This window comes from Micromonospora yongxingensis (genome assembly GCF_052601155.1).
Genome location: NZ_JBQXEO010000014.1, coordinates 140,956 through 164,187, shown reverse-complemented (window position 1 = coordinate 164,187; position 23,232 = coordinate 140,956). Strand labels below are relative to the sequence as shown.

The 23,232-nt window shown below is 71.7% G+C and carries 14 protein-coding genes and 1 pseudogene; 8 read left to right on the top strand and 7 right to left on the bottom strand.

Translation table 11 applies throughout. From position 1 onward, the window contains the following. Positions 1-51: 51 nt before the first annotated feature. The 4 genes from ACTWLT_RS18865 to mce all read right to left on the bottom strand — a co-directional run bounded on the left by ACTWLT_RS18865 (position 52) and on the right by mce (position 6,127). Positions 52-2,187 (bottom strand): coiled-coil domain-containing protein, encoded by a 2,136-nt coding sequence (locus ACTWLT_RS18865; protein ID WP_445319508.1) that lies wholly within the window; start codon positions 2,185-2,187, stop codon positions 52-54. 177 nt (positions 2,188-2,364) lie between these two features. Beyond that, positions 2,365-3,627 carry a DivIVA domain-containing protein gene (locus tag ACTWLT_RS18860; protein WP_252418770.1) on the bottom strand — a complete coding sequence of 421 codons (1,263 nt, stop codon included), beginning with the start codon at positions 3,625-3,627 and terminating at the stop codon, positions 2,365-2,367. 286 nt (positions 3,628-3,913) lie between these two features. After that, on the bottom strand, positions 3,914-5,269 hold the full coding sequence (ccrA, locus tag ACTWLT_RS18855; RefSeq protein ID WP_252418827.1) for a crotonyl-CoA carboxylase/reductase: 1,356 nt from the start codon (positions 5,267-5,269) through the stop codon (positions 3,914-3,916). A gap of 384 nt (positions 5,270-5,653) precedes the next feature. Then, on the bottom strand, positions 5,654-6,127 hold the full coding sequence (gene mce / locus ACTWLT_RS18850; protein WP_445319507.1) for a methylmalonyl-CoA epimerase: 474 nt from the start codon (positions 6,125-6,127) through the stop codon (positions 5,654-5,656). A 62-nt stretch (positions 6,128-6,189) separates the two neighbouring features. On the opposite strand from mce, the gene ACTWLT_RS18845 reads away from it, so the two are divergent. The 7 genes and pseudogenes from ACTWLT_RS18845 (at position 6,190) to ACTWLT_RS18815 (ending at position 13,237) form a co-directional block, all read left to right on the top strand. Then, on the top strand, positions 6,190-7,389 hold the full coding sequence (locus ACTWLT_RS18845) for an acetyl-CoA C-acetyltransferase (protein ID WP_252418772.1): 1,200 nt from the start codon (positions 6,190-6,192) through the stop codon (positions 7,387-7,389). After that, the gene (meaB, locus tag ACTWLT_RS18840) at positions 7,386-8,390 is read left to right on the top strand and encodes a methylmalonyl Co-A mutase-associated GTPase MeaB (RefSeq protein ID WP_252418773.1); all 1,005 of its coding nucleotides are present in this window, start codon (positions 7,386-7,388) and stop codon (positions 8,388-8,390) included. Before ACTWLT_RS18845 ends, meaB begins: the two co-directional genes overlap by 4 nt. 157 nt (positions 8,391-8,547) lie before the next feature. After that, positions 8,548-8,958, top strand: coding sequence for an Asp23/Gls24 family envelope stress response protein (locus ACTWLT_RS18835; protein ID WP_252418774.1), 411 nt, complete (start codon positions 8,548-8,550; stop codon positions 8,956-8,958). A gap of 109 nt (positions 8,959-9,067) precedes the next feature. Then, the gene (gene icmA, locus ACTWLT_RS18830) at positions 9,068-10,756 is read left to right on the top strand and encodes a coenzyme B12-dependent isobutyryl-CoA mutase large subunit (RefSeq protein ID WP_445319506.1); all 1,689 of its coding nucleotides are present in this window, start codon (positions 9,068-9,070) and stop codon (positions 10,754-10,756) included. 171 nt (positions 10,757-10,927) lie between these two features. Next, on the top strand, positions 10,928-11,851 hold the full coding sequence (locus ACTWLT_RS18825; protein ID WP_445319505.1) for a tetratricopeptide repeat protein: 924 nt from the start codon (positions 10,928-10,930) through the stop codon (positions 11,849-11,851). A gap of 66 nt (positions 11,852-11,917) precedes the next feature. After that, positions 11,918-12,941, top strand: a pseudogene (locus ACTWLT_RS18820) (arginase family protein); the annotation flags it as partial. Positions 12,942-13,051: 110 nt separating this feature from the next. Then, on the top strand, positions 13,052-13,237 hold the full coding sequence (locus ACTWLT_RS18815; protein WP_445319504.1) for a hypothetical protein: 186 nt from the start codon (positions 13,052-13,054) through the stop codon (positions 13,235-13,237). Positions 13,238-13,276: 39 nt separating this feature from the next. On the opposite strand, the gene ACTWLT_RS18810 is transcribed toward ACTWLT_RS18815, so the two are convergent. Then, positions 13,277-15,247 (bottom strand): penicillin-binding transpeptidase domain-containing protein, encoded by a 1,971-nt coding sequence (locus ACTWLT_RS18810; RefSeq protein WP_252418780.1) that lies wholly within the window; start codon positions 15,245-15,247, stop codon positions 13,277-13,279. Positions 15,248-15,535: 288 nt separating this feature from the next. Here ACTWLT_RS18810 and ACTWLT_RS18805 point away from each other — a divergent pair, with 288 nt between their 5' ends. After that, positions 15,536-20,617, top strand: a complete 5,082-nt coding sequence (locus ACTWLT_RS18805; RefSeq protein WP_445319503.1) for an NAD-glutamate dehydrogenase — start codon at positions 15,536-15,538, stop codon at positions 20,615-20,617. Between the two features lie 72 nt (positions 20,618-20,689). On the opposite strand, the gene ACTWLT_RS18800 is transcribed toward ACTWLT_RS18805, so the two are convergent. After that, positions 20,690-21,394: a class F sortase gene (locus tag ACTWLT_RS18800; RefSeq protein ID WP_445319502.1), complete on the bottom strand. Its 705-nt coding sequence runs from the start codon at positions 21,392-21,394 to the stop codon at positions 20,690-20,692. 1 nt (position 21,395) lies between these two features. Continuing rightward, the gene (locus ACTWLT_RS18795; RefSeq protein ID WP_445319501.1) at positions 21,396-22,664 is read right to left on the bottom strand and encodes a hypothetical protein; all 1,269 of its coding nucleotides are present in this window, start codon (positions 22,662-22,664) and stop codon (positions 21,396-21,398) included. Positions 22,665-23,232: the final 568 nt, after the last annotated feature.

Here is a 23,232-nt window from a genome sequence, read left to right as displayed (position 1 = left end):
ACCCGTGAACGGAAACTGTCCACGATTGCCGTGGCCGGTGCGCGGAAACCGTCATTCCTTCTCGACGGTGACCTTGCTGGGCTTGGCGCTGCGCTCGTCGGTGGTCGGCTTGGTGGGCCGCTTGCCGTTCTCGCCCGTGCTGGTGATCTTGGTGGGCTTGGCGCCCCGGCCACCCTCGCCCGGAACGGCGGCCACGGTCGGCTCGCCATCCACTCCGGCGCTGGCCGTCCCGCCGTCGACGGTGGTCACCGGCTCGGCCACCGGCCGGGTCGCGGACTGCCCGGCCGGCTCGGGACCCGCGTTCGCCGGCTGCCGGGTGTCGGCGGGCTCGGCCTTGAGCCCGCCGGCGGAGGCTCCGGCGGCCGCCGGAGTGGCCTCGGCGGTCACCGTGGCGGGCGCGGTCGGCGCGTCCTCCCCGGCCACCGGCGCGGTCGGGCCGTCCGCTGTGGCCGGTGCGGTCGGGCCGTCCGCTGTGGTCGGTGCGGTCGCCGTCGCCCCCTCACCGGCGGCCGGCACACTCGCGGCACCGGTGCCGGTCGGGACGGTGACGGTCTGCAACCGCAGCTCGGCCAACTGCCGCTGAAGCTCGTCGGACTCCTGCCGGGACTTCCAGGTCTCCTGCCGCAGGTCGGCGAGCTGCTGCTGGGCCTGGGCGATCTCCAGCATCACCTGGGCGAGCTGCTGCCGACCGGCGGCCGACTCCTGCTGGGTCGCCGCCAGGTGCTGCTGGGTGGTGGCGAGGTGCTGCTGCGTGGTGGCCGCGTACTCCTCGAACTGGCGGCGGGAGGCCGCGACGTGCTCGTCGGCCTTGCGGCGCTTGTCGCTCGCCTCGGTCTCGGCCCGGCTCAGCAGCTCAGCGGCCTCTTCCTCGGCCTGCCGGCGCATGGTCAGCGCATCCTGCTCGGCCGCGCTGCGGATCGCGGCGGCGCCCTGCTCGATCTCGTTCTTGCGGGTGGTGTATTCCGTCTCCAGCTCCTGCTGGCGGCTGCTGAAGGTGGTCTCCAGCTCCTGCTGGCGGCTCGTGAAGGTGGTCTCCAGCTCGTCCTGGCGGGACTTGTGCTGCTTTTCCAGCTCGTCGCGGCGCTTGGCGAACTCCTGCTCGGCGGTGGCCCGCCGCTGCGCCAGCTCCCGGTCGGCCGTCTCCCGCCGGGAGTTGACCTCCTGCTCCACACCGGCCCGCCAGGCGCCCAGCTCCTGCTGCGTCTGCGCCCGCGCCTGCTGCACGTACGCCTCGGTCTCGCTGCGCATCCGCTGCACGTACGCCTCGGTCTCGGCCCGGCTGCGCTTGGCCGACTCGGTGGCCTGCGTGATCAGCCGCTCCGCCTCCTGCTGGGCCTTCGCCCGGGTGGCGCGGCCGGCCATCGACGCGTCGTCGATGATCTGCTTGGCCTCCTGCTGCGCCTTGGCGTGGGTGGCCCGGCCGGCCTCCGTCGCGGTGTCGGTGAGCCGCTTGGCCTCCTGGAGGGCCTTGGCGTGCACCTCCTTGGCGGCGTCGCGCAGCTCGCCGGCCTCCTGCCGGGCGGTGGCCAGCGCCCCGCGGGCCGCCTCACGCAGCTTGGTGGACTCCTGCTGCGCCCGGGTGTGGATCTCCTTGGCCGTGTCCCGCAGCTGGGTGGCCTCCTGCTGGGCCTTCGCCAGCGCGTCCTGCGCCGCCTTGCGCAGCTTCGCCGACTCGTCCCTGGCCGACTGGAGGGTCGCGTCCGCCTCGGCGCGCCGGGCGGCGCTGTGCCGCTCCTCCTCGGCGCGCCGCGCGCCGAGGGCGATCTCGAAGTCCTTGAGTGCCCGCGCGGCCTGCTCGCGGGCCTCCTCGATGATGTTCTCGGCGGCGGCGCGACGGGCCTCGATCTCCTCGTTCGCCGCGGACACGATCGACTCGGCCTGCTCCTCGGCGAGGGTGAGGATCGACTCGACGCGGGGGCCGAGGTGGCGGAACGAGGCCCGGTCCACCACGTTCATCTGCTTGCGCACCTGGGTGAGGTCCCGCTGGAGCACCTCGACCTGGCCGGCGAGCTTGTGGATCTGTGTGTACGCCTGTTCCCGTTCGGCGGCGAGGGTCGCGATCTCGTGTTCGGCACGCGCGACGTACCGGTCGACCTGCTTCTTCTCGTATCCCCGCAGAGCGGACTCGAAGCTGGGCTCCGTCGTCACGTCCCCGCCGAGTGCGAACAGTTCCTCGCCGTGCGACATGCCCCCATCCTCACACGCATCGGCCCCTGCTGGGGCGATACGGACGCCCCTTCTGGGACCTACTTCACTCGGTTCGGGACGCGGCATGTCAAGGGTTGGGAAACGCATACGGCGCGAGGTCACACCGGTCACCCGGTGTCACCTCGCGCCGTCGATGCCCCGACCTGACGCCTCGCGTCAGCCAGTGGTCTCCGCGGTCACCCGCTCCTGAGGGCCGTCAGCCTTCTTGGCCTCCGGCTTGGCCGCGGCAGCCGCCGCCGGCGGCACACCGGGGACGATGCCAGCGAGCCCGGAGAGCATCTGACCGAGCTGCGAGGTGACCGCGTCCTTCTGCCGGGTGAGGTCCTCGACCTCCCGGCGGGCGGCCTGGGTGGTCAGCTCAGCCTCGGTGCGGGCCTCGGTGAGCAGGCGCTGCGACTCGGCCTTGGCCTCGTTGAGCGTCTTCTCGGAGTGCGCCTTGGCCTTGTCGAGCGTCTCGGCGGCGCTGCGCTCCGACTCGACCCGGCGGGCCTCGGCGCGCTGCTCGATCTCCTTCGCGCGCTCCTGGGCGGCGCGGGCACGCTGCTCGGCCTCGCTGACCATCTTCTGGGTCTGCGCGACCTGGGCGGCGTGCCGCTCGGACTCCTCGCGCTCGGCCTTCTCACGCCGCTCGGCGAGCTGGAGCTCCAGCGCCTGCAGGTCCTTGTCGCGCTTGTCCCGCGCGTCGGTGAGCAGCTTGGTCGCCTCGGCGCGCTTCTCCTCGGCCTCGCGGGCGGCCTTGGCCCGCTGCTGGGTGATCTCCCGCTCGGCGGTGGCCCGGAGGGTGGCCACCTCCCGCTCGACGGTCGACTTCAGCTCGGCCACCTCGTGCGCGGTGACGGTGCGCAGCTGCTTGGTCTCGCGGTCGGCGTCGGCGCGCAGCGTGTCGGCCTCGCGGCGGGCCTGCACCCGGACCTCGGCGGCCTCGCGCTCGGCGGCGGTGCGCAGGTTGCCGGCCTCGCGCTCCGCGCTGGCCTTCATCGCGGCGGCCTCGGCGCGAGCCTTGTCCGTGATCTCACGGGCCTCGAGGCGGGCGGCGGAGAGGATGCCCTCGGACTCGCGCTTGGCCTCGTTGCGGTGGTCGTTGGCCTGCTCCTCGGCGAGCCGGAGGATCTGCTCGACGCGGGTGCCGAGCCCGGAGAGGGTGGGCCGGCTGTTCTCTTCGAGCTGCTTGTTCGTGTCGGTGAGCTTCTGCTCCAGCGCACTCATGCGCTGCTCGGCTTGGCGGAGGCGACGCTGGGCGTCGTTCATCCGCTGCTCGGCCTCGGCACGGGCCTGCTCGGACTGGGTCAGCGCGGCGGTCATCCGGCCGAGGAAGTCGTCGACCTGGTGAGTGTTGTAACCGCGCAGGCCAACGGTGAAATCTGGCTGCGAGTTCGCGTTATCGAAGAACGCGAGAGGGGAGGACTGCTGCTGGGGCATTGGGACATACTGGCAGACGCCCCAGGGTGCTTCGCAAGAGCGGTGCGGAGCTTTCGTGTCCTCTTTACATGGTCAACTCCCGCTCTCGGCGAGGCCGGACCAATGGGCGATCTTGGCAGGTCCCGGGCGGGACGGACGCCACGCAGCGTGACGCGGAAAAGGGCCACGGGGGTGCCCCCGTGGCCCTTTGTTCGATCCGGCTGGCTATCCCGCAATTGAGGTGGAAGAACAATGCCCGTTCGCCGCATTGGCCATCCGGTGCTCGTCCGTCCGGCCGGTGGCCCGGTCAGTGCCCCCGGAACCGGTTGATCGCGTCCTCGTGCCGGGCCCGCAGCTCCCCGTCGCGTACGCCCAGACCGTCCGTGGGAGCGAGGCAGCGCACCCCGACCTTGCCCTGGTGGGCGTTGCGGTGCACCTCGTACGCCGCCTGGCCGGTCTGCTCCAGGGGATAGGTGCGGGACACCGTCGGGTGCACCTTGCCCAGCGCCACCAGGCGGTTGGCCTGCCACGCCTCGTGGTAGTTGGCGAAGTGACTGCCGACGATCCGCTTGAGGTGCATCCACAGGTAGCGGTTGTCGTACTGGTGCTGGAATCCGCTGGTGGACGCGCAGGTGACGATCGTCCCGCCGCGCCGGGCCACGTAGACGCTCGCGCCGAAGGTCTCCCGGCCGGGGTGCTCGAAGACGATGTCCGGGTCCTCGCCGCCGGTCAGCTCGCGGATCCGCTCACCGAAGCGCTTCCACTCGTTCGGGTCCTGGGTCTCCTCGTCCTTCCAGAACCGGAAGCCCTCCGCCGCCCGGTCGATGACCAGCTCCGCGCCCATCCGGCGGCACAGCTCGGCCTTCTCGGGCGAGGAGACGACGCAGACCGGGATCGCGCCGCCGTTCAGTGCCATCTGGGTCGCGTAGCCGCCGAGGCCGCCGGAGGCGCCCCAGATCAACACCACGTCGCCCTGCTTCATGTTGGCCCCGTGGTGCGAGACCAGTTGCCGGTACGCGGTGGAGTTGACCAGCCCCGGGCTGGCCGCCTCCTCCCAGGTCAGGTGTCGCGGCTTGGGCATCAGCTGGTTGGCCTTGACCACGGCCAGCTCGGCCAGCCCGCCGAAGTTGGTCTCGAAGCCCCAGATCCGCTGCTGCGGGTCGAGCATGGTGTCGTCGTGCCCGGCCGCGTCCTCCAGCTCGACGGAGAGGCAGTGCGCCACGACCTCGTCGCCGGCCGCCCACCGCGTCACCCCCGGCCCGGTGCGCAGGACCACGCCGGCCGCGTCCGAGCCGACCACGTGGTACGGCAGGTCGTGCCGGCGGGTCAGCTCGGAGACCCGGCCGTAGCGCTGGAGGAACTTGAAGGTGGACACCGGCTCGAAGATGCTGGTCCACACGGTGTTGTAGTTGATCGCGCTGGCCATCACCGCGACCAGCGCCTCGCCCGGCGCAAGCTCCGGCGTCGGCACCTCCTGCACGTGCAGCGCCTTGCGGGGGTCCTTGTCCCGGGTGGCCATGCCGTCGAACATCCGGGCCTCCTCGGCGCGGACGACGACACCCCGGTAACTCTCCGGTACGGGCAGCCCGGCGACACCGGCCAGCTCGCGGTCCGGATCGCTCGATTCCTCCGCCGCCATGATTGCTTCGAGGATGTCCTGCACGGTGACCTCCGGTTCGTCCGCACCCGCACGGGCCCGGGTGCTGCCATCGTCGGCGCCGGTGGGCACGACCGCCATGTCGGCATTCGACACATCCGGCACCGGTCGCGCTCCTGTGGGCCGGGACGTTACTGAACGGTAGCTAAAGCCGGAAGTCCTCTGTGAAAAACTGCATCGACCGATGCGTGAAGGTGTCCGACCACCCCGCCAACCGCGCACTGTCGTGCTTGCGGGGCCGCTCTCGGGGCCTCACTCGGTCCGTGGGGGCAACAACATCAGGGATGTAGTTGCCTCGCGGGACGGCGGAGGCCACTACATCCCTGATGTTGTGCGGATCTCGCGGCGCCGCGCGGCGTCCGCGGCGCGGGCGGTGCGGCGTTCGGCGGGTCAGCGCGTGGCAGCGGGTTCGACGAGTTCGACCAGGACGCCTCCGGCGTCCTTCGGGTGCACGAAGTTGATCCGGGAGTCGGCGGTGCCGCGCCGTGGGGCGTCGTAGAGCAGTCGCATCCCCCGCGCCCGCAACGCCGCGCAGGCCACGTCGATGTCCACCACGGTGTACGCGACCTGCTGCACGCCCGGCCCGTTGCGGTCCAGGAACTTCGCGATCGTCGACTCCGGGGTGAGCGGGGCGAGCAACTGCACGCAGCCGCCCTCGGCGGTCGGGCCGACGGCCAGCATCGCTTCCCGAACGCCCTGCTCGGCGTTGGTCTCGGTGTGTACGCAGCGCATCCCGAACGTCCGCTGGTAGAAGTCGATCGCGGCGTCCAGGTCGGCCACGGCGATCCCGACGTGGTCAATCTTGCGAAGCCCGATGTCTGTGACGTAGTCCGCACCGGGCTCGGCGGGGGAGTTCTCAGCCATGGCGCTAGTCTGACCGAACAATCGTTAAGGCGTACAGCTCGGCACCCCCCTCGGAGGCAGGCATGGCTTCGGTGATCGTCAGCGGCGCGCGGACCCCGATGGGGCGGCTGCTGGGCAACCTCAAGGACCTCCCGGCCACGAAGCTCGGCGGGATCGCGATCAAGGCGGCGCTGGAGCGGGCCGGGGTCAGCCCGGACCAGGTCCAGTACGTGATCATGGGGCAGGTGCTCCAGGCCGGTGCCGGTCAGATTCCGGCGCGGCAGGCGGCGGTCGAGGCCGGCGTGCCGATGTCGGTGCCGGCGCTGACCATCAACAAGGTCTGTCTCTCCGGCCTGGACGCGATCGCCCTGGCCGACCAGCTGATCCGGGCCGGCGAGTTCGACATCGTGGTGGCCGGCGGCATGGAGTCGATGACCAACGCCCCGCACCTGCTGCTGGGCCAGCGCTCCGGTTACAAGTACGGCGACGTGGTGGTCAAGGACCACATGGCGCACGACGGGCTCAGCGACGCCTGGGACTGCTGCTCGATGGGCGAGTCGACCGAGCGGCTCGGCGCCCGGCACGGCATCTCCCGCGAGGAGCAGGACGCCTTCGCCGCGGCCAGCCACCAGCGGGCCGCCGCCGCGCAGAAGAACGGCCACTTCGCCGACGAGATCACCCCCGTGGTGATCCCGCAGCGCAAGGGTGACCCGCTGGTGATCAGCGAGGACGAGGGGATCCGCCCGGACACGACCGTCGAGTCGCTGGCCAAGCTGCGTCCCGCGTTCGCCAAGGACGGCACGATCACCGCGGGCAGCTCGTCACCGATCTCCGACGGCGCCGCCGCGGTGGTCGTGATGAGCAAGGCCAAGGCGAAGGAGCTGGGGCTCACCTGGCTGGCGGAGATCGGCGCCCACGGCAACGTGGCGGGCCCGGACAACTCGCTGCACTCGCAGCCGTCCAACGCGATCAACCACGCCCTGAAGAAGGGCGGCCTGAGCGTGGCGGACCTGGACCTCATCGAGATCAACGAGGCGTTCGCCCAGGTCGGCGTGCAGTCCACCCGTGACCTCGGCATCGACCCCGACCGGGTCAACGTCAACGGCGGCGCTATCGCGCTGGGTCACCCGATCGGGATGTCCGGCGCCCGGCTGGTGCTCACCCTCGCGCTGGAGCTGAAGCGACGTGGCGGCGGCACCGGTGCGGCGGCGCTCTGCGGCGGCGGTGGCCAGGGCGACGCGCTGATCATCCACGTACCGGGAAACGCAGCGGCCGACCAGTGAGCGAAACGGTCGAGCACGTTCCGGCGTCGGGCACCTCGTCGGTGCGCCGGAGCCGGGACGTACCGCTGCTGGTCGAGCGGGCCCGCGCGGGTGACCCCCGCGCGGTGGCCCGGCTGATCACGCTGGTGGAGAACGGCGACGAGCTGCTGCCGGCGATCGCCGCCGCGCTGGCGCCGTACGCCGGGCAGGCACAGGTGGTGGGGCTGACCGGTTCACCCGGGGTGGGCAAGTCGACCACCACGAACGAGCTGGTCCGTGCGCTGCGGGCGCGCGGGCACCGCGTCGGCGTGCTGGCGGTCGACCCGTCCAGCCCGTTCACGGGCGGCGCGATCCTCGGCGACCGGGTGCGGATGCAGGACCACGCCACCGACCCGGGCGTCTACATCCGGTCCATGTCCAGCCGGGGACACCTGGGCGGGCTGGCCGCGGCGACTCCGCAGGCGGTTCGGGTGCTGGAGGGCGCCGGCTGCGACGTGGTGCTGGTCGAGACCGTCGGCGTCGGGCAGGCCGAGGTGGAGGTCGCCTCGCTGGCGGACACCACGCTGGTGCTGCTCGCCCCCGGCATGGGCGACGCGATCCAGGCGGTCAAGGCCGGCATCCTGGAGATCGCCGACGTCTTCGTGGTCAACAAGGCCGACCGGGACGGCGTCGACGCCACGGTCCGCGACATCCAGGGCATGATCGCCCTCGGTGAACGCGGCCCGGGGCAGTGGCGGCCGCAGGTCGTCCGGGCGATCGCCGCGCGGGGCGAGGGCATCGACGACATCGCCGCGGCGATCGACAAGCACCGCGGCTGGCTGGTGGAGCACGGCGAGCTGCGCCGGCGCCAGGAGGCGCGGGCCGCCGCCGAGATCGAGGCCATCGCGCTCGGCGTGCTCCGTGCGCGGATCGGTTCACTACGCGACGGTACGGAGCTGCAGACCCTGGCCACCAAGGTCGCCGAAGGCGCCCAGGACCCCTACGCGGCAGCAGACACCCTGCTGGCCCAGCTCGCCCGCTGACCCCCGACCGCCACGCCCATCCAGGGCTCGTCGTCGTCAGTGGGTCTCCACAAGCGACGATAGTGCCTAGATCCACGAGGCAGTAGGCTCGCGGACGCGCGGGTGGCTCGCGTGCGGCCGGAGGCCGGCAGGCGTTGGTGAGGGCGGGGAGCGGGACGTGAGCGACGAGGCGACGCGGGAGCTGAGCACGGTGTCGGCGGTGGCCGGCGGGACGACGCAGGTCTCCGACGAGGTGATCGAGAAGATCGCCGTGGCGGCGGCTCGGGCGGTGCCCGGGGTGGCCGAACTCGGTGGGGACGTCGCCCGCTTCTTCAACTCGGTCCTGGACAGGGTCGGGTTGGACCAGGTGGGCGACGCGCGGCGGGGCTGCTCGGCCCACGTGACCGGGGACGCCGCCGTGGTCAACCTGGTGCTGGTGATCCAGGCCGGCCAGCCGGTGCCGGAGGTGACCGGCCAGGTGCGGGCCCGGGTCACCGAGGCGGTCGAGGCGTACGGGCTGCGGGTCGACGAGGTCAACATCCGGGTCGACGACGTGCAGATCGACGGGCCGGCGACGCCGGCCGGCTGAGCGGTCGGCCCAGCTCAGGTTACCCGCCGGTACGGCGTGACTTAGCGATCGTTCAGGCCAGGGCTCTACACTCGACGTGCAGTCGAGGACCCGAGGAGGAGCCCTGCGCATGGACGCCGACGAGATCGCCGCCGGACGGGCACGCTGGCAGGCCCGGTACGACTCCGCGCGCAAGCGGGACGCGGACTTCACCACGCTCTCCGGGATGCCGGTCGACCCGGTCTACGGACCACCGGAGGGTGCCGCGTACCCGGGTTTCGAGCGGATCGGTTGGCCGGGCGAGTACCCGTACACCCGGGGTCTGCACCCGACCGGCTACCGCGGGCGGACCTGGACGATCCGGCAGTTCGCCGGCTTCGGCAACGCCCAGCAGACCAACGAGCGCTACAAGATGATCCTCGGCGCCGGCGGCGGCGGGCTCTCGGTCGCCTTCGACATGCCGACGCTGATGGGCCGCGACTCGGACGACCCGCAGGCGCTGGGCGAGGTCGGCCACTGCGGCGTCGCCATCGACACCGCCACCGACATGGAGGCGCTGTTCGACGGCATCGACCTGGCCGGCGTCACCACGTCGATGACCATCTCCGGCCCGGCCGTGCCGGTGTTCTGCATGTACCTGGTCGCCGCCGAGCGGCAGGGCGCCGACCTGTCCAAGCTGGACGGCACGCTGCAGACGGACATCTTCAAGGAGTACATCGCGCAGAAGGAGTGGCTCTTCGACCCCGAGCCGCACCTGCGCCTGATCGGCGACCTGATGGAGTACTGCGCCGGGGAGATCCCGCGCTACAAGCCGCTGTCGGTCTCCGGCTACCACATCCGCGAGGCCGGCTCGACCGCCGCGCAGGAGCTGGCGTACACCCTGGCCGACGGGTTCGGCTACGTCGAGCTGGGGCTGAGCCGTGGGCTGGACGTCAACGTCTTCGCCCCCGGGCTGAGCTTCTTCTTCGACTCGCACCTCGACTTCTTCGAGGAGATCGCCAAGTTCCGTGCCGCCCGCCGGATCTGGGCCCGCTGGCTGCGCGACGTCTACGGCGCCACCAGCGAGAAGGCCCTCTGGCTGCGGTTCCACACGCAGACCGCCGGGGTGTCGCTGACCGCCCAGCAGCCGGTCAACAACGTCGTACGCACCGCCGTGGAGGCACTGGCCGCGGTGCTCGGCGGGACCAACTCGCTGCACACCAACGCGCTGGACGAGACCCTGGCGCTGCCCACCGACGAGTCCGCCGAGATCGCCCTGCGTACCCAGCAGGTGCTGATGGAGGAGACCGGCGTGGTCAACGTGGCCGACCCGCTCGGCGGCTCCTGGTACGTCGAGGCGCTCACCGACAAGATCGAGGCCGAGGCGGAGGAGATCTTCGCCCGGATCCGGCAGCTCGGCGGGGAGGGCCCGCACCAGATCGGCCCGATGACCTCCGGCATCCTGCGCGGTATCGAGGACGGCTGGTTCACCGGGCACATCGCCGAGTCGGCCTTCGTCTACCAGCAGGCCCTCGAAAAGGGCGACAAGAAGATCGTCGGCGTCAACTGCCACACCGGCACGGTCGCCAAGGAGCTGGAGATCCTGCGCATCTCGCACGAGGTGGAGCTGGAGCAGCGTCGGGTGCTCGCCGAGCGCAAGAACGCCCGGGACGAGTCGGCGGTCCGCGCGGCCGTCGCCCGGATGGTCGAGGTCAGCCGCACCGACGAGAACATGATCCCCGCCATGCTCGACGCGGTCCGGATGGAAGCCACCCTGGGCGAGATCTGCGACGCGCTGCGCGCCGAGTGGGGCACCTACCGGGAGCCCGCGCGCTTCTGACCCCGGAGCCCCCGTGATCCTGCACTCTCCGCCCCGGCAGACGCCGCACGCGTCGCGTCCCGGGGACACAAAGTGCATGATCACGGGGGGTCGGGGGCGTGGCGTGAGAGTTGCAACGTCGGGGTTGCGGGTGAGCTGAGATCGGGGGCTCACGTGCGAGACTAGGTAACCATGAGCGACCCACGGATCACCTCGTCGATCTTCACCCGCGGCGCGGTCGACCTCAGCACGCTGCGCGGCCCCGCACCAGCCAGTACCCGCCCCGGCACACCCCCGCAGGGCGGCCCGTCCGCAGGCACCCCCGGCGCGCCCACCGCCGGCGGTAACGCCGCCATCGTCGACGTCACCGAAGCCACCATCCAGGCCGACGTGCTCGAACGGTCGATGGCCATGCCCGTCCTCGTCTTCTTCGGCGCGGCCGGCTTCCCGGAGAGCGACGAGTTCGCCCCGGTGCTGGAGCGGCTGGCAGCCGAGAGCGGCGGCACGTGGGTGCTCGCCCGGGTCGACGTGCAGGAAAATCCGCGGATCGCCCAGATGTTCCGGGTTCAGGGCATCCCCATGGTCTACGCGGTGGTCGGCGGCCAGCCGATCGACGCCTTCTCCGGCGTGGTGCCCGAAGCGCAGCTGCGCCAGTGGATCCAGGCCGTGCTCAAGGCCGGTGGCGTGGCCGTCGCCGAGCCGGAGGACCCGCGCCTCGACGAGGCGGACGACGCGCTGATGAGCGGCGACCTGGACGCCGCCGAGCGGGCGTACCGCAAGATTCTGGCCGACTCCCCGGCGGACGTCGCCGCCGAGGCGGGCCTGGCCCAGGTCGGGGTGGCCCGCCGGGTCGCCGGCGCCGACCCGGCCGCCGCGCTGGCCGCCGCCGAGAGCGCCCCGGACGACGTGGCCGCCCAACTGCTGGCCGCCGACATCGAGGTGCTCAGCGGCATGGCCGAGCAGGCGTACGCCCGGTTGGTCGGCCTGGTCCGGCGCACCGCCGGCGAGGACCGGGAAGCGGCACGCCAGCACCTGGTCTCGCTGTTCACCATCGCAGGCCCGGACGACCCGGCGGTAGCCTCGGCGCGCCGGGCACTGGCCAGCGCCCTGTTCTGAGTTCGTAGCACGCCAGCGCGGGCCGGCGTTCCGGCCGGCCCGCCCGACCACCGAGGACGGGAGCTCATGATGCGCCGGATCGCCGTCCTCGACGCGCCGACAAATCTCGGTCTGCGGCCGCCGACGTCCACGTCGGTGCCGGGCTGCGCCAAGGCGCCCGGTGCGCTGCGGGACCACGACCTGCTGGCCCGGCTGCGCGCCCGCGACGCCGGCTGCCTGACCGCACCCCGCTACGACCCGGGCGACTGGCGGCCCGGCGACGGGGTGTGCCACGCCCGGGAGATCGCCGACTACTCGCTGGCCCTCGCCGAGCGGATCGGGTCGATCATCGACCGGGGCGAGTTTCCGGTGGTGCTCGGCGGCGACTGCTCGGTGCTGCTCGGTTCGGCGCTGGCCATGCACCGCCTCGGTGAGGCGGTCGGCGGGCGGATCGGGCTGGTCTTCGTCGACGGGCACTCCGACTTCCGGCACCCCGGCAACGCCTCCTACGTGGGCGCGGCGGCCGGCGAGGACCTGGCCCTGGTCACCGGGCGCGGGCAGGCCGACCTGGCCGCGCTGGAGGGTCGTCGACCCTACTTCCGCGACGTCGACGTGGTGGTGCTGGGCATCCGGGCGCAGGACGAGTACCGGCTCGACCTCCAGGCGGCCGGGATCACCACCCGGCCGGTGCCGGCGCTGCGCGCCGAGGGTGCCGCCCGCACCGCCCAGTGGGCGCACGAGCAGCTCGCCGACTGCGCGGGCTACTGGGTGCACATCGACGTGGACGTCCTCGACCCGGCGGTGATGCCCGCCGTGGACGCGCCGGACCCGGGCGGGATCGCCTTCGCCGAGCTGGAGATCCTGCTCGCCGGCCTGGTGGACACCCCGCACTGCCTGGGTGTCGAGCTGACCGTCTTCGACCCCGACTACGACCCGGACGGCTCGTACGCCGCCGAGATCGTCAACACGGTGGTCGCCGGGCTGGCCCCGGTCACCGCCCCGGAGGCGGTGCCGCCCCGGTTGCTGTCGGCCCGGCCGGCCCCCACCCCGCGCGGCGGCAACGGGCGGTCCGGGAGCGGTATCGGGCGTTTCGACGCACCTCGACCCGCCGCCGCTGACCCGGTCGACGCCGAGCCCTCCGGCATCCGCCGTCCAGGGGACCGGGCTCCCCTCGGTGACCCGACCCCGACCGGGGCGGAGCCGCTCGACAGCCGGGCACCGGTGCACGCGGAGCCGGTGGGCGGCGGCCCGGGCCACGAGGGCCGAACGGACCGGGAGCACGTCGCGCACATCGCGGCTCCGGTCGAGCGGGAACCGGTCGGCCCGCCCGCGTCGGCCGGCCCGGGTCTGCTGCGGCGACCGACCGCCCCGGACCCCACCGACCGCCCCAACGCCGACACGGCCTGACCCACCCGCCAGCCCCTCTCCTGGCGGCGGGCGGTCAGGTCAGCGGGCCGGCAGGGCGCGCAGGAACCGCTCGGCGATCGGCACCGCCGAGGCGGTGCTCGCGCCGCCCTTCTCCACGAAGACGGCGAACGCGACGTCACCCCGCCAGCCGACGAACCAGGCGTGGGTGTGGGCCGGGTTGTTGTCGTACTCCGCGGTGCCGGTCTTGCCGTACACCTCGCCGCCCGGCACGTCCTTGAGCGCGGTGCCGGTGCCGGTGGTGACCACCTCGCGCATCATGGTGCGCAGCGCGGCGACCGACTCCGGCTTGAGCTGCTCGCCGGCCGCGGCCGGCTTGGCCGGCGCCGGGTCGACCAGCAGTTTCGGCTGCTCGAACCGGCCCCGGGCGACCGCGGCGGTGGCGCCGGCCATGGCCAGCGGGCTGACCAGCGTGGTGCCCTGCCCGAACGAGGCGGCGGCCTGCTCGGCCGGGCTGCCACCGGTCGACACCTTGCCGGTGAAGACGTCGGTGCCGAGATCCCACTGGCCCTCCAGGCCCAGCGAGCGGCCGGCGGCGGCCAGCCCGTCGCCGCCGAGCTTCGGCGCCAACGCCGCGAACGCGGTGTTGCAGGACTTGGCGAAGTCGGTGCGGAACGGCACCGAGCCCAGCTCGAAGTTGTCCGAGTTCTTGAAGGACCGACCGTCGACGGTGAAGGTCTTCCTGCACTCCACCGGCCCGTCCAGGGTGACCGCGCCCCGGTCCAGCAGGCCCAGCGCGCTGACCATCTTGAACGTGGAACCCGGCGGCACCTGGGCGGTGAAGGCCAGGTTCTCACCGGCCGGCCCGGGGCCGTTCGCGGCGGCGAGCACGGCGCCGTCGCTGATCCGCACCGCCACCAGGGCGGAACGGCGCGGCTCCGCCCGCAGCGCGCCGTCGGCCGCGTTCTGGGCGGCCACGTCCAGCGTGGTCTTCAGCGCCTGCCCGGGCTGCGGCTCGCGGCGGAACAGTTCGGTGCCGGTGGGTGCCAGCTTGCCGTCCTCGGCGGGCCGCTCGACCACGACGGTCACCCCGGGAGCGCCGCGCAGCCGCTCGTCGTAGCGGCCCTGGAGCCCGCCGTGCCCGACCAGGTCGCCGGCGAGGTACCGGTCAGGGTGCGCGGCGAGGTCGTCGGCCTGCGCCGGGTCGACCGAGCCGAGCAGCGCCCGGGCGAACTCCCGGGTCGGGGCCAGGTCCAGCTTGTCGGAAATGAACTTGGTGCCCGGCAGGTCGTAGATCCGTGGCTTGATCTGCTGGTACGCCTCCTCGCGCAGCGTCACCACCTCGACGAACGCGCCCGGCTCGGCCTTCGACACCCGCTCGGGCAGGTCAGCCAGGTCGACCGCGGGGACCAACGCCGGGCGGATCGCCTTGAAGGCCGCGTCGAGGTCCTTGGTCAGTTTCCTGATGTCGGCGACCCCGTTGGGCTGCACGCCCACCCGGACCACCGGGCGGGGGGCCACGATCGGCTGCCCGGCGGCGTCCAGCACCGCGGCCCGGGGACCGGTGACGCGGCGCAGCGCCATCCGGTCACCCTTCGTGAGCTGTTCGTGCAGCACCCGCGGCTCCCAGACCACCTGCCACTGGTCGTCCTCGCCGTGGACGAGCCGCACCTCCCGGTCGTACGCCCAGCGGGTCTGATCGGGCAGGGTCCACTCCACGCGGATGGGCGCGGTCGCGACGTCGGCGGTGACCTTCGGCTCGCCCCGTCGGGTCAGCGCCGGCGGGGTCGCCGCCAACTCGCCGGACAGCTCCTTGATCTCGCGGGCCACGTCGGCCGCCGGCAGCCGCCTGGTGCCGGCCGCGTCGACCAGGCCGACCGCCTTGAGGTCGCCACTGCGCCAGCCGGCAAGGAAGGCGTCGACACTGCGCTGCGGCCCGTCATCGCCGGAGCAGGCGGCCAGGAGGCCGGCGGAGAGCAGGGTCGCGGTGAGGGCGGCGACCCGCCGGCGGGTGCGGTTCGGCCGGTGGGACCGGGGGTACGACAGAGGCATGGAGCGGGTCCTTCCAATTGCGGACTGCCCTGCACGGTAGTACGCGAACGGTGTCCCCAACGTCCCGTGGTGGGCTCCGACGTGCGGAAAGGCGGACCGCGCCGGTGTGATGAACATCGCGTGGCGGGGTATCCCGCAACCGGCCAACCTCATGACCCGCAACGGGTGAAAGGACAGAGTCCCGATCCGGACGTCCGGCCGGTGGTCCGCCGACGATCGTGCAGAGCGGTAGGGCCTAGGCTTGGGCAGACTGACCCACAACGCGGTGGGTCGAGGGGAGTGGCACCGATGGACCGGCGTCCGGCGATCAAACCGGAACCCGACCTCCGGCAGGATGACTCCGGCCGGGACGACGACAGCTTCGATTCGGCGACCGACGGGGACGGCTACGGCCGACTCGACACGGGAGTGACCGGGCTGACCGGGTCGAGTATCGACACAATCTACGATCTGGGCCTGCCGACAGAGGCGTTGGCCGACGACGTGGAGGACGCCGAGCTCGACGAGCCGGTACCCAACGCGGAGCGCCTGGTGGCACAGGCCGTGGCGCTCGCCGGGGACGACCACGACGTCGCGACCCTGGTGGGGCGCTTCTGGCGGTTCGCCCCGGACGAGGAGCTGGTCGGCTTCACGGCGGAGGAGATGCTCGACGCGGCCCGGGCGCACCGGGACCTCGCCCAGCAGCGGGTGCCGGGCGAGCTCAAGCTCCGGATCCACGAACCGCACGCGGACCAGCACCACACGGTCGTCGAGATCGTCACCGACGACATGCCGTTCCTGGTCGACTCGGTGACCGCGCTGCTCAACTCGTACCACCTGGACGTGCACCTGCTGGTGCACCCGCTGGTCGTGGTCCGGCGGGAGCCGCTGGGCCGGCTCACCGAGGTCTCCGCCGATGTCGAACCGGACGACGCGATCGCCGGCGACATCATCGAGAGCTGGATGCGGATCGAGATCGATCCGGTCCGGGACGCGGAGGAACGGGAGCGGCTGCGCCGCGAGCTGCAGCGGGTGCTCACCGACGTGCGGGAGGCCGTGGAGGACTGGCCGAAGATGCGTCAGCGGGCGCTCGCGCTCGCCGACGAGCTGGCCTCGGCCCGCACCTCCGACAACCGTCCGCCGGTGCCGGAGAAGGACATCACCGACTCGGTGGAGCTGCTGCGCTGGCTCGCCCAGGACCACTTCACCTTCCTCGGCTACCGCGAGTACCGGTTGGTGGACGCCCCCGGCGGGGACAACGCGGACGTGGTCGACGGCAAGGCGCTGGAGGCGGTGCTCGGCACGGGTCTGGGCATCCTGCGCTCCGATTCGCCGGAGGCCCGGTCGCTGTCGTCGATGACGCCGGAGGCGCACGAGAAGGTGCTGGAGAAGCGCCTGCTCATCATCACGAAGGCCAATTCGCGGGCCACCGTGCACCGCTCGGCGTACCTGGACTACATCGGCTTCAAGATCTTCAACGAGGCCGGCGAGGTGATCGGCGAACGGCGGTTCCTGGGCCTGTTCTCCACCGCCGCGTACCGGACCAGCGTGCGAGAGCTGCCGGTGGTGCGCCGCAAGGTCGCCGAGGTGCTGGACCGCTCCGGCCTGAGCCGGCGCAGCCACTCCGGCAAGGACCTGCTCCAGATCCTGGAGACCTACCCGCGCGACGAGCTGTTCCAGATCAAGACCGACGACCTGTACCACGCGGTCATCGGCGTGCTGCGGATGGCCGGCCGCCGCCAGCTACGGGTCTTCCTGCGCCGGGACGCGTACGGGCGGTTCATCTCCTGCCTGATCTACCTGCCCCGGGACCGGTTCACCACGCAGAACCGGCTACGGATGCAGGACATCCTGCTGCGCGAGCTCAACGGTGTCGGGGTGGACTACACCACCCGGGTCACCGAGTCGATGCTGGCGCGGGTCCACTTCATCGTCCGCACCGACCCGACCCGGCCGCCCGGCGAGATCGACGCCGACCTGCTCGCCGAGGAGTTGGCCGACGCGACCCGGCTCTGGGACGACGACTACCGGCTGGTGCTGGAGCGCAAGCTCGGCGACGAGCAGGCCAAGCACCTCTTCGCCCGCTACGCCGACGCGTTCCCGGAGGGCTACAAGGACGGGCACACGCCGTACGAGGCCATGAAGGACCTGGCCAAGCTGGAGCTGCTGGAGGAGCCCGGCCAGCTGGAGATGCACCTGTTCCGCAAGCAGCTCGCGCCCCGCCCGGGCACCCGCGTGCCCGGAGCGGACCTGATCGAGGCGATGGACGTCCGGTTCAAGGTCTACCGGTACGGCGAGCCGATGATGCTCTCCGCCGTGCTGCCGGTGCTGCACTCGCTCGGTGTCCGGGTCGTCGACGAGCACCCGTACGAGGTGGACCGGATCGACGGTCGGGTCTACCTCTACGACTTCGGCCTGATGCTGCCCGAGGGGCACCAGGAGCTGGCCGAGGTGCGCCCGCACGTGGAGAACGCGTTCGCGGCCGCCTGGCGTGGCGAGGCCGAGGTGGACCGGTTCAACGAGCTGGTGCTGCGCGGTGGGCTCACCTGGCGGCAGGTGGTGGTGCTGCGGGCGTACGCGAAGTACCTGCGGCAGGCCGGCACAGTCTTCTCGCAGGACTACATGGAGCAGACCTTCATCGCGTACCCGAAGATCGCCGCGCTGCTGGTGGAGCTCTTCGAGACCCGGTTCGCGCCGGGCGAGCTGAGCACCGAGCAGCGTCAGCAGCGCAGCGGTGAGCTGGTGGAGACGATCCGGGGCGCCCTCGACGACGTGGCCAGCCTCGACCAGGACCGGATCCTGCGCTCGTACCTGACGCTGATCGAGGCCACCCTGCGGACCAGCTTCTACCAGAAGCGCGCCGACGGGCGGCCGAAGGCGTACGTGGCGTTCAAGCTCGACCCGCAGGCCATCCCGGACCTGCCCGCACCCCGTCCGAAGTTCGAGATCTTCGTCTACTCGCCCCGGTTCGAGGGTGTGCACCTGCGGTTCGGGCCGGTGGCCCGGGGCGGGCTGCGCTGGTCCGACCGTCGGGAGGACTTCCGCACCGAGGTGCTCGGCCTGGTCAAGGCGCAGATGGTGAAGAACACCGTCATCGTGCCGGTGGGCGCCAAGGGTGGCTTCGTGCTGAAGCAGAAGCCGGGGGACCGGGACGAGGCGGTCGCCTGCTACCAGGAGTTCGTCGGCGCGATGCTGGACGTCACCGACAACATCGTCAGCGGGCAGATCGTGCCGCCCGAGGACGTGGTCCGGCACGACGGTGACGACCCGTACCTGGTGGTGGCGGCGGACAAGGGCACCGCGACGTTCTCCGACATCGCCAACGAGATCTCCAAGGCCCACAACTTCTGGATGGGCGACGCGTTCGCCTCCGGTGGTTCGGCCGGCTACGACCACAAGAAGATGGGCATCACCGCCCGGGGCGCCTGGGAGTCGGTCAAGCGGCACTTCCGGGAGCTGGGCGTGGACACCCAGACCCAGGACTTCACCGTGGTCGGCGTCGGCGACATGTCCGGTGACGTGTTCGGTAACGGGATGCTGCTCTCGGAGCACATCCGGCTGGTGGCCGCCTTCGACCACCGGCACATCTTCCTGGACCCGGACCCGGACGCGGCCACCTCGTACGCCGAGCGCCGGCGGCTGTTCGACCTGCCCCGGTCGTCCTGGGAGGACTACAACCCGGAGCTGATCTCGGCCGGTGGCGGCATCTTCTCGCGTACCGCCAAGTCCATCCCGATCACGCCGCAGGTCCGGGCGGCGATCGGCCTGGACGAGGACGTCACGCAGCTGTCGCCGCAGGAGCTGATGAAGGCGATCGTCACCGCGCCGGTGGAGCTCTTCTGGAATGGCGGCATCGGCACCTACGTCAAGGCGTCGAGCCAGACCAACGCCGAGGTGGGGGACAAGTCCAACGACGCGATCCGGGTGGACGGGCGCAACCTGCGCTGCCGGGTGGCGGGCGAGGGCGGCAACCTGGGCTGGACCCAGCTCGGCCGGATCGAGTACGCGTTGACCGGTGGCCGGATCTACACCGACTTCATCGACAACGCGGCCGGGGTGGACACCTCCGACCACGAGGTGAACATCAAGATCCTGCTGAACACCGCGGTCGCCGACGGGGAGCTGACCACGGCCGAGCGGGACGAGCTGCTGGCCGAGATGACCGACGAGGTCGCGGAGCTGGTGCTGCGGGACAACTACGACCAGGCCCGGGCGATCAACAACGCGCAGGCGCAGGCCGCCTCGCTGCTCCCGGTGCACCGCCGGATGATCAATGATCTGGAGCGCTCCGGTGCGCTGGACCGGGCGCTTGAGGCGCTGCCGCCGGACGAGGAACTGGCGGTCCGCAGCGAGTCCGGGCTGACCGCGCCGGAGTTCGCGGTGCTCCTCGCGTACGTGAAGATCGTCCTGGAACGGGAGATCCTCACCGAAGGGCTGGCCGACGAGGAGTGGACGACCGAGGTTCTGGTCAACTACTTCCCGACCCCGATGCGCGAGCGGTTCGCCGACCGGATGGGCCGGCACCGGCTGCGCCGGGACATCGTCACCACGGTGCTGGTCAACGAGGCGATCAACCGGGGCGGCATCTCGTTCGTCTTCCGGGTGGTCGAGGAGACCGCGGCCAGCGCGGCCGACGTCATCCGGGCGTACGTGGTGGTCAGCGAGGTGTTCGGGCTGCGTGACCTGTGGGACGCGGTCGAGGCGCTGGACAACAAGGTCGCACCGGAACTGCAGACCAGCGTCTACCTGGACACGCGACGCCTGCTCGACCGCGCGGTGCGGTGGCTGGTGTCCAACCGGCGCTCGCCGATCGACGTACCGGGCGAGATCGCCCGGCTGCGCGACGGGGTGGCCCGGCTGCTGCCGGGGCTGGAGGAGCTGTTCTACGGCACCGAGCGGCAGGGCATCGTGGCGCACATCGACTCGATGACCGAGCGTGGGTTGCCCCGGGAGCTGGCGGAGCGCGCCACCCGGCTCATGTACAGCTTCGGCCTGATGGACGTGGTGGAGACCGCGACCCGCAGCGGGCGGGACGTCAGCGAGGTGGCGTCGGTCTACTTCGTGCTGTCCGACCTGTTCCGGGTGGACTCGCTGCTGTCGAAGATCTCCCTGCTGCCGCGGGAGGACCGCTGGCAGACGCTGGCCCGGATGGCGCTGCGCTACGACCTGTACGCCGCGCTGGCCGCGCTCACCGCGGAGGTGCTCGACTCGACCCCGGACGACCTGCCGCCGCACGAGCGGGTGCAGCAGTGGGAGCAGTCGAACGCCACCTCGATCCACCGTGCCCGCCGGGCGATGGGGGAGTTCGACGAGTCGCGGGCGGATCTCGCCGCCCTGTCCGTGCTGCTGCGCCAGATCCGCACCCTGGTGCGGACCTCCGCCGCGGCCTGAGTCGGTACGCCGGACGCGGTCCGGCCGGTCGGGGTCACACCCGACCGGCCGGGCCGCGTTCGTTCTGCCGGGTCACTCCACCAGGGTGGCGAAGACGACCACGTTGTCCGGGTAGCTCCGGACGGTCTCGTCGAACTGACCGCCGCAGGTCACCACGCGCAGACCGGGCCGGTCGTTCGGCCCGTACACCAACTCGGTGGGGAAGGCCGTCTTCGGGTACGACTTCACCGAGTCGACCCGGAAGGTAACCGGCTGACCGTCGGCCCGCCGCACCGTGACCGTGTCGCCCGGGACGAGGGAGCCGAGGTCGAAGAAGACGGCCGGGCCGAGCTTCGCCGAGTCCACGTGCCCGACGATGACCGCGTTACCGGTCTCGCCGGGGCTCGCCCCCGGCTCGTACCAGCCGGCCTGGTCGGCCTTCTCCAGCGGGGGGACCTGGACGGTGCCGTCCGGGTTGGTGCCCAGCGACATGATCGTCGCGTTGACGCCGATCCGGGGGATCTCGATGCTGGTCGGCGCGGAGCGGGCCAGTCCGGCGGGAACGTCTCCCTCCCCGACGGGCTGCCCCTGCACCGACGGGACGTCGGCGTCGGTGGCCGCCGGGCCGGTGACCTCGGGACCGGCCTGGGCCTGCGGCTGCGGCGGACGGGGGGCGGGCGGGGTCTTCAGCGAGGCGCCGATCATGCCGGCGCCGACCATGGCCAGGGTGACGACGACGACCGCGCCGGCGGCGCGCCACGGTTTCCCGTGACGGCCGCCGGCCGGTGTCGTCGTCACGTCAGACGAGCGAACCATCGGTCCGCCGACGACGCATCAGCACGATCCCACCCAGCGCGGCAGCGCCGAGCAGGCTCGCCCCACCGGTGGCCAGGCCACGGTCGGTGCCGGTGCTGGCGCCACCGTCACCACCGTCGACCCCGCCGCGGGGCAGGACGACGAGCTCACCCTCGCCGCACGAGCCCTTGAGCTCGTAGCGACCCGGACGGGCGTCCTTGTCGACCTTGGCCTCGCCGTAGTAGACGAACTCCCGCTCGCGGTCCCCGCGGTCACCGCGGTCCCCGCGGTCCTCGTCCCGGTCGTCCTTGCCGTAGCCACCACGGTCCTCGTCGCCGTAGTCGCTGTGGTCGTCCTTGCCGTAGCCGCGCTCGTCGGAGCCGTACTCCTCGTGGTCCTTGGAGTCGCGGCCGTTGTCCGAGCCGTACTCGGAGCCGTTGTCCTTGGACTCCCAGCCCTTGTCCGAGCCGTACTCGTCGGAGCCGCGCTCGTCGGAGCCGTACTCCTCGTGGTCCTTGGAGTCGCGGCCGTTGTCCGAGCCGTACTCGGAGCCGTTGTCCTTGGACTCCCAGTCCTTCTTGTCTTCGTCCTTGGACTCCCACTCCTTCTTGTCGCGGTTGTCCTCGGCGTCCTGGCCGTGCTCCTCGCCCTTCCAGTCCTTGCTGCCCTCGTCGCCGTAGGCGTCGGCGGCAGCGCCGCCGCCCTGGCCGCCCGGCTGGTCCTTGCCGTTCTCGTCCTTGCCGTTGTCGTCCTTGCCGTGCTCGTCCTTGCCGTTGTTGTCCTTGCCCTCGTGGTCCTTGCCGTTGTCGTCCTTGCCGTGCTCGTCCTTGCCGTTGTTGTCCTTGCCCTCGTGGTCCTTGCCGTTCTCGTCCTTGCCGTGCTCGTCCTTGCCGTTGTTGTCCTTGCCCTCGTGGTCCTTGCCGTTCTCGTCCTTGCCGTGCTCGTCCTTGCCGTTGTCGTCGTGGCCGGAGTTGTCCTCCTCGCGCCACTCGCCGCGGTCGTCACCCCGGTCGTCATGGACGGGCTTGAGCTTGACCTTGCCGGTGACCTTGGACCACACGAAGGCGTGTTCCTGTCGATCCGGGCAGATCTCGAGGAGCTTGACCTCGTCGCCGGCCTTCACGACGTGCGGCTTGGCGAACACCTTGCCGTCGCGGTCCCTGCCGTCGTCGTGGTGACCGTCGGCGAACGCGATTCCCGGCGCGAACACCAGGAGCGAAGCGCCCCCGAGCGCGGCCCCCGCAACGACCTTCCCGAGCATCTTCTTAGCCATGACCTGCGTCACTCCATCCCTGTTGTCCTGAGCCCGGCGACAACCGAGCTAAGACCGACGTTAGACCGTTTCATGACCTATGAAGGGAAAGATTCGTGTTTTGACCTTTACTGTTGGTAAGCGGCGAAGAGGTACTACGCGGCTTTCGCAGCGCTCGGCGCCGTCTCAGGCCGTGACAGCCCGTTGCGTGCGGCGCACGTCGTTCGGCTGCGGCCGTGCCTGCTGGACGTGCTCATCCGGAAGGGATGGGTAAGCGCCCGACTCGTGCGACTCGGGTGGCCTCGGCGGTATCGTCCGAACTCGGGCAAGGGGGCATCGCCCTCCCGAACGCATCGACCCATTGCCATGGAAGCGCTCCCATGCAAGAATCGGCGCACGCGGTTCGGGGAGCCACACCGCGCAGGCAGGGAGTCGAGGGCATCCGGTTCACCGGACGACATCCCGCCGCCGACCGGCTGTGCGCCGGCCGATCACCACCACCACCGCCCGTCCGGGTCGGGCACCCCCCGAAGAATCCCGTATGGCGCCGGCGGCCGTCCGAGTAGGACGCCCACCGGGCCGTCTCGCC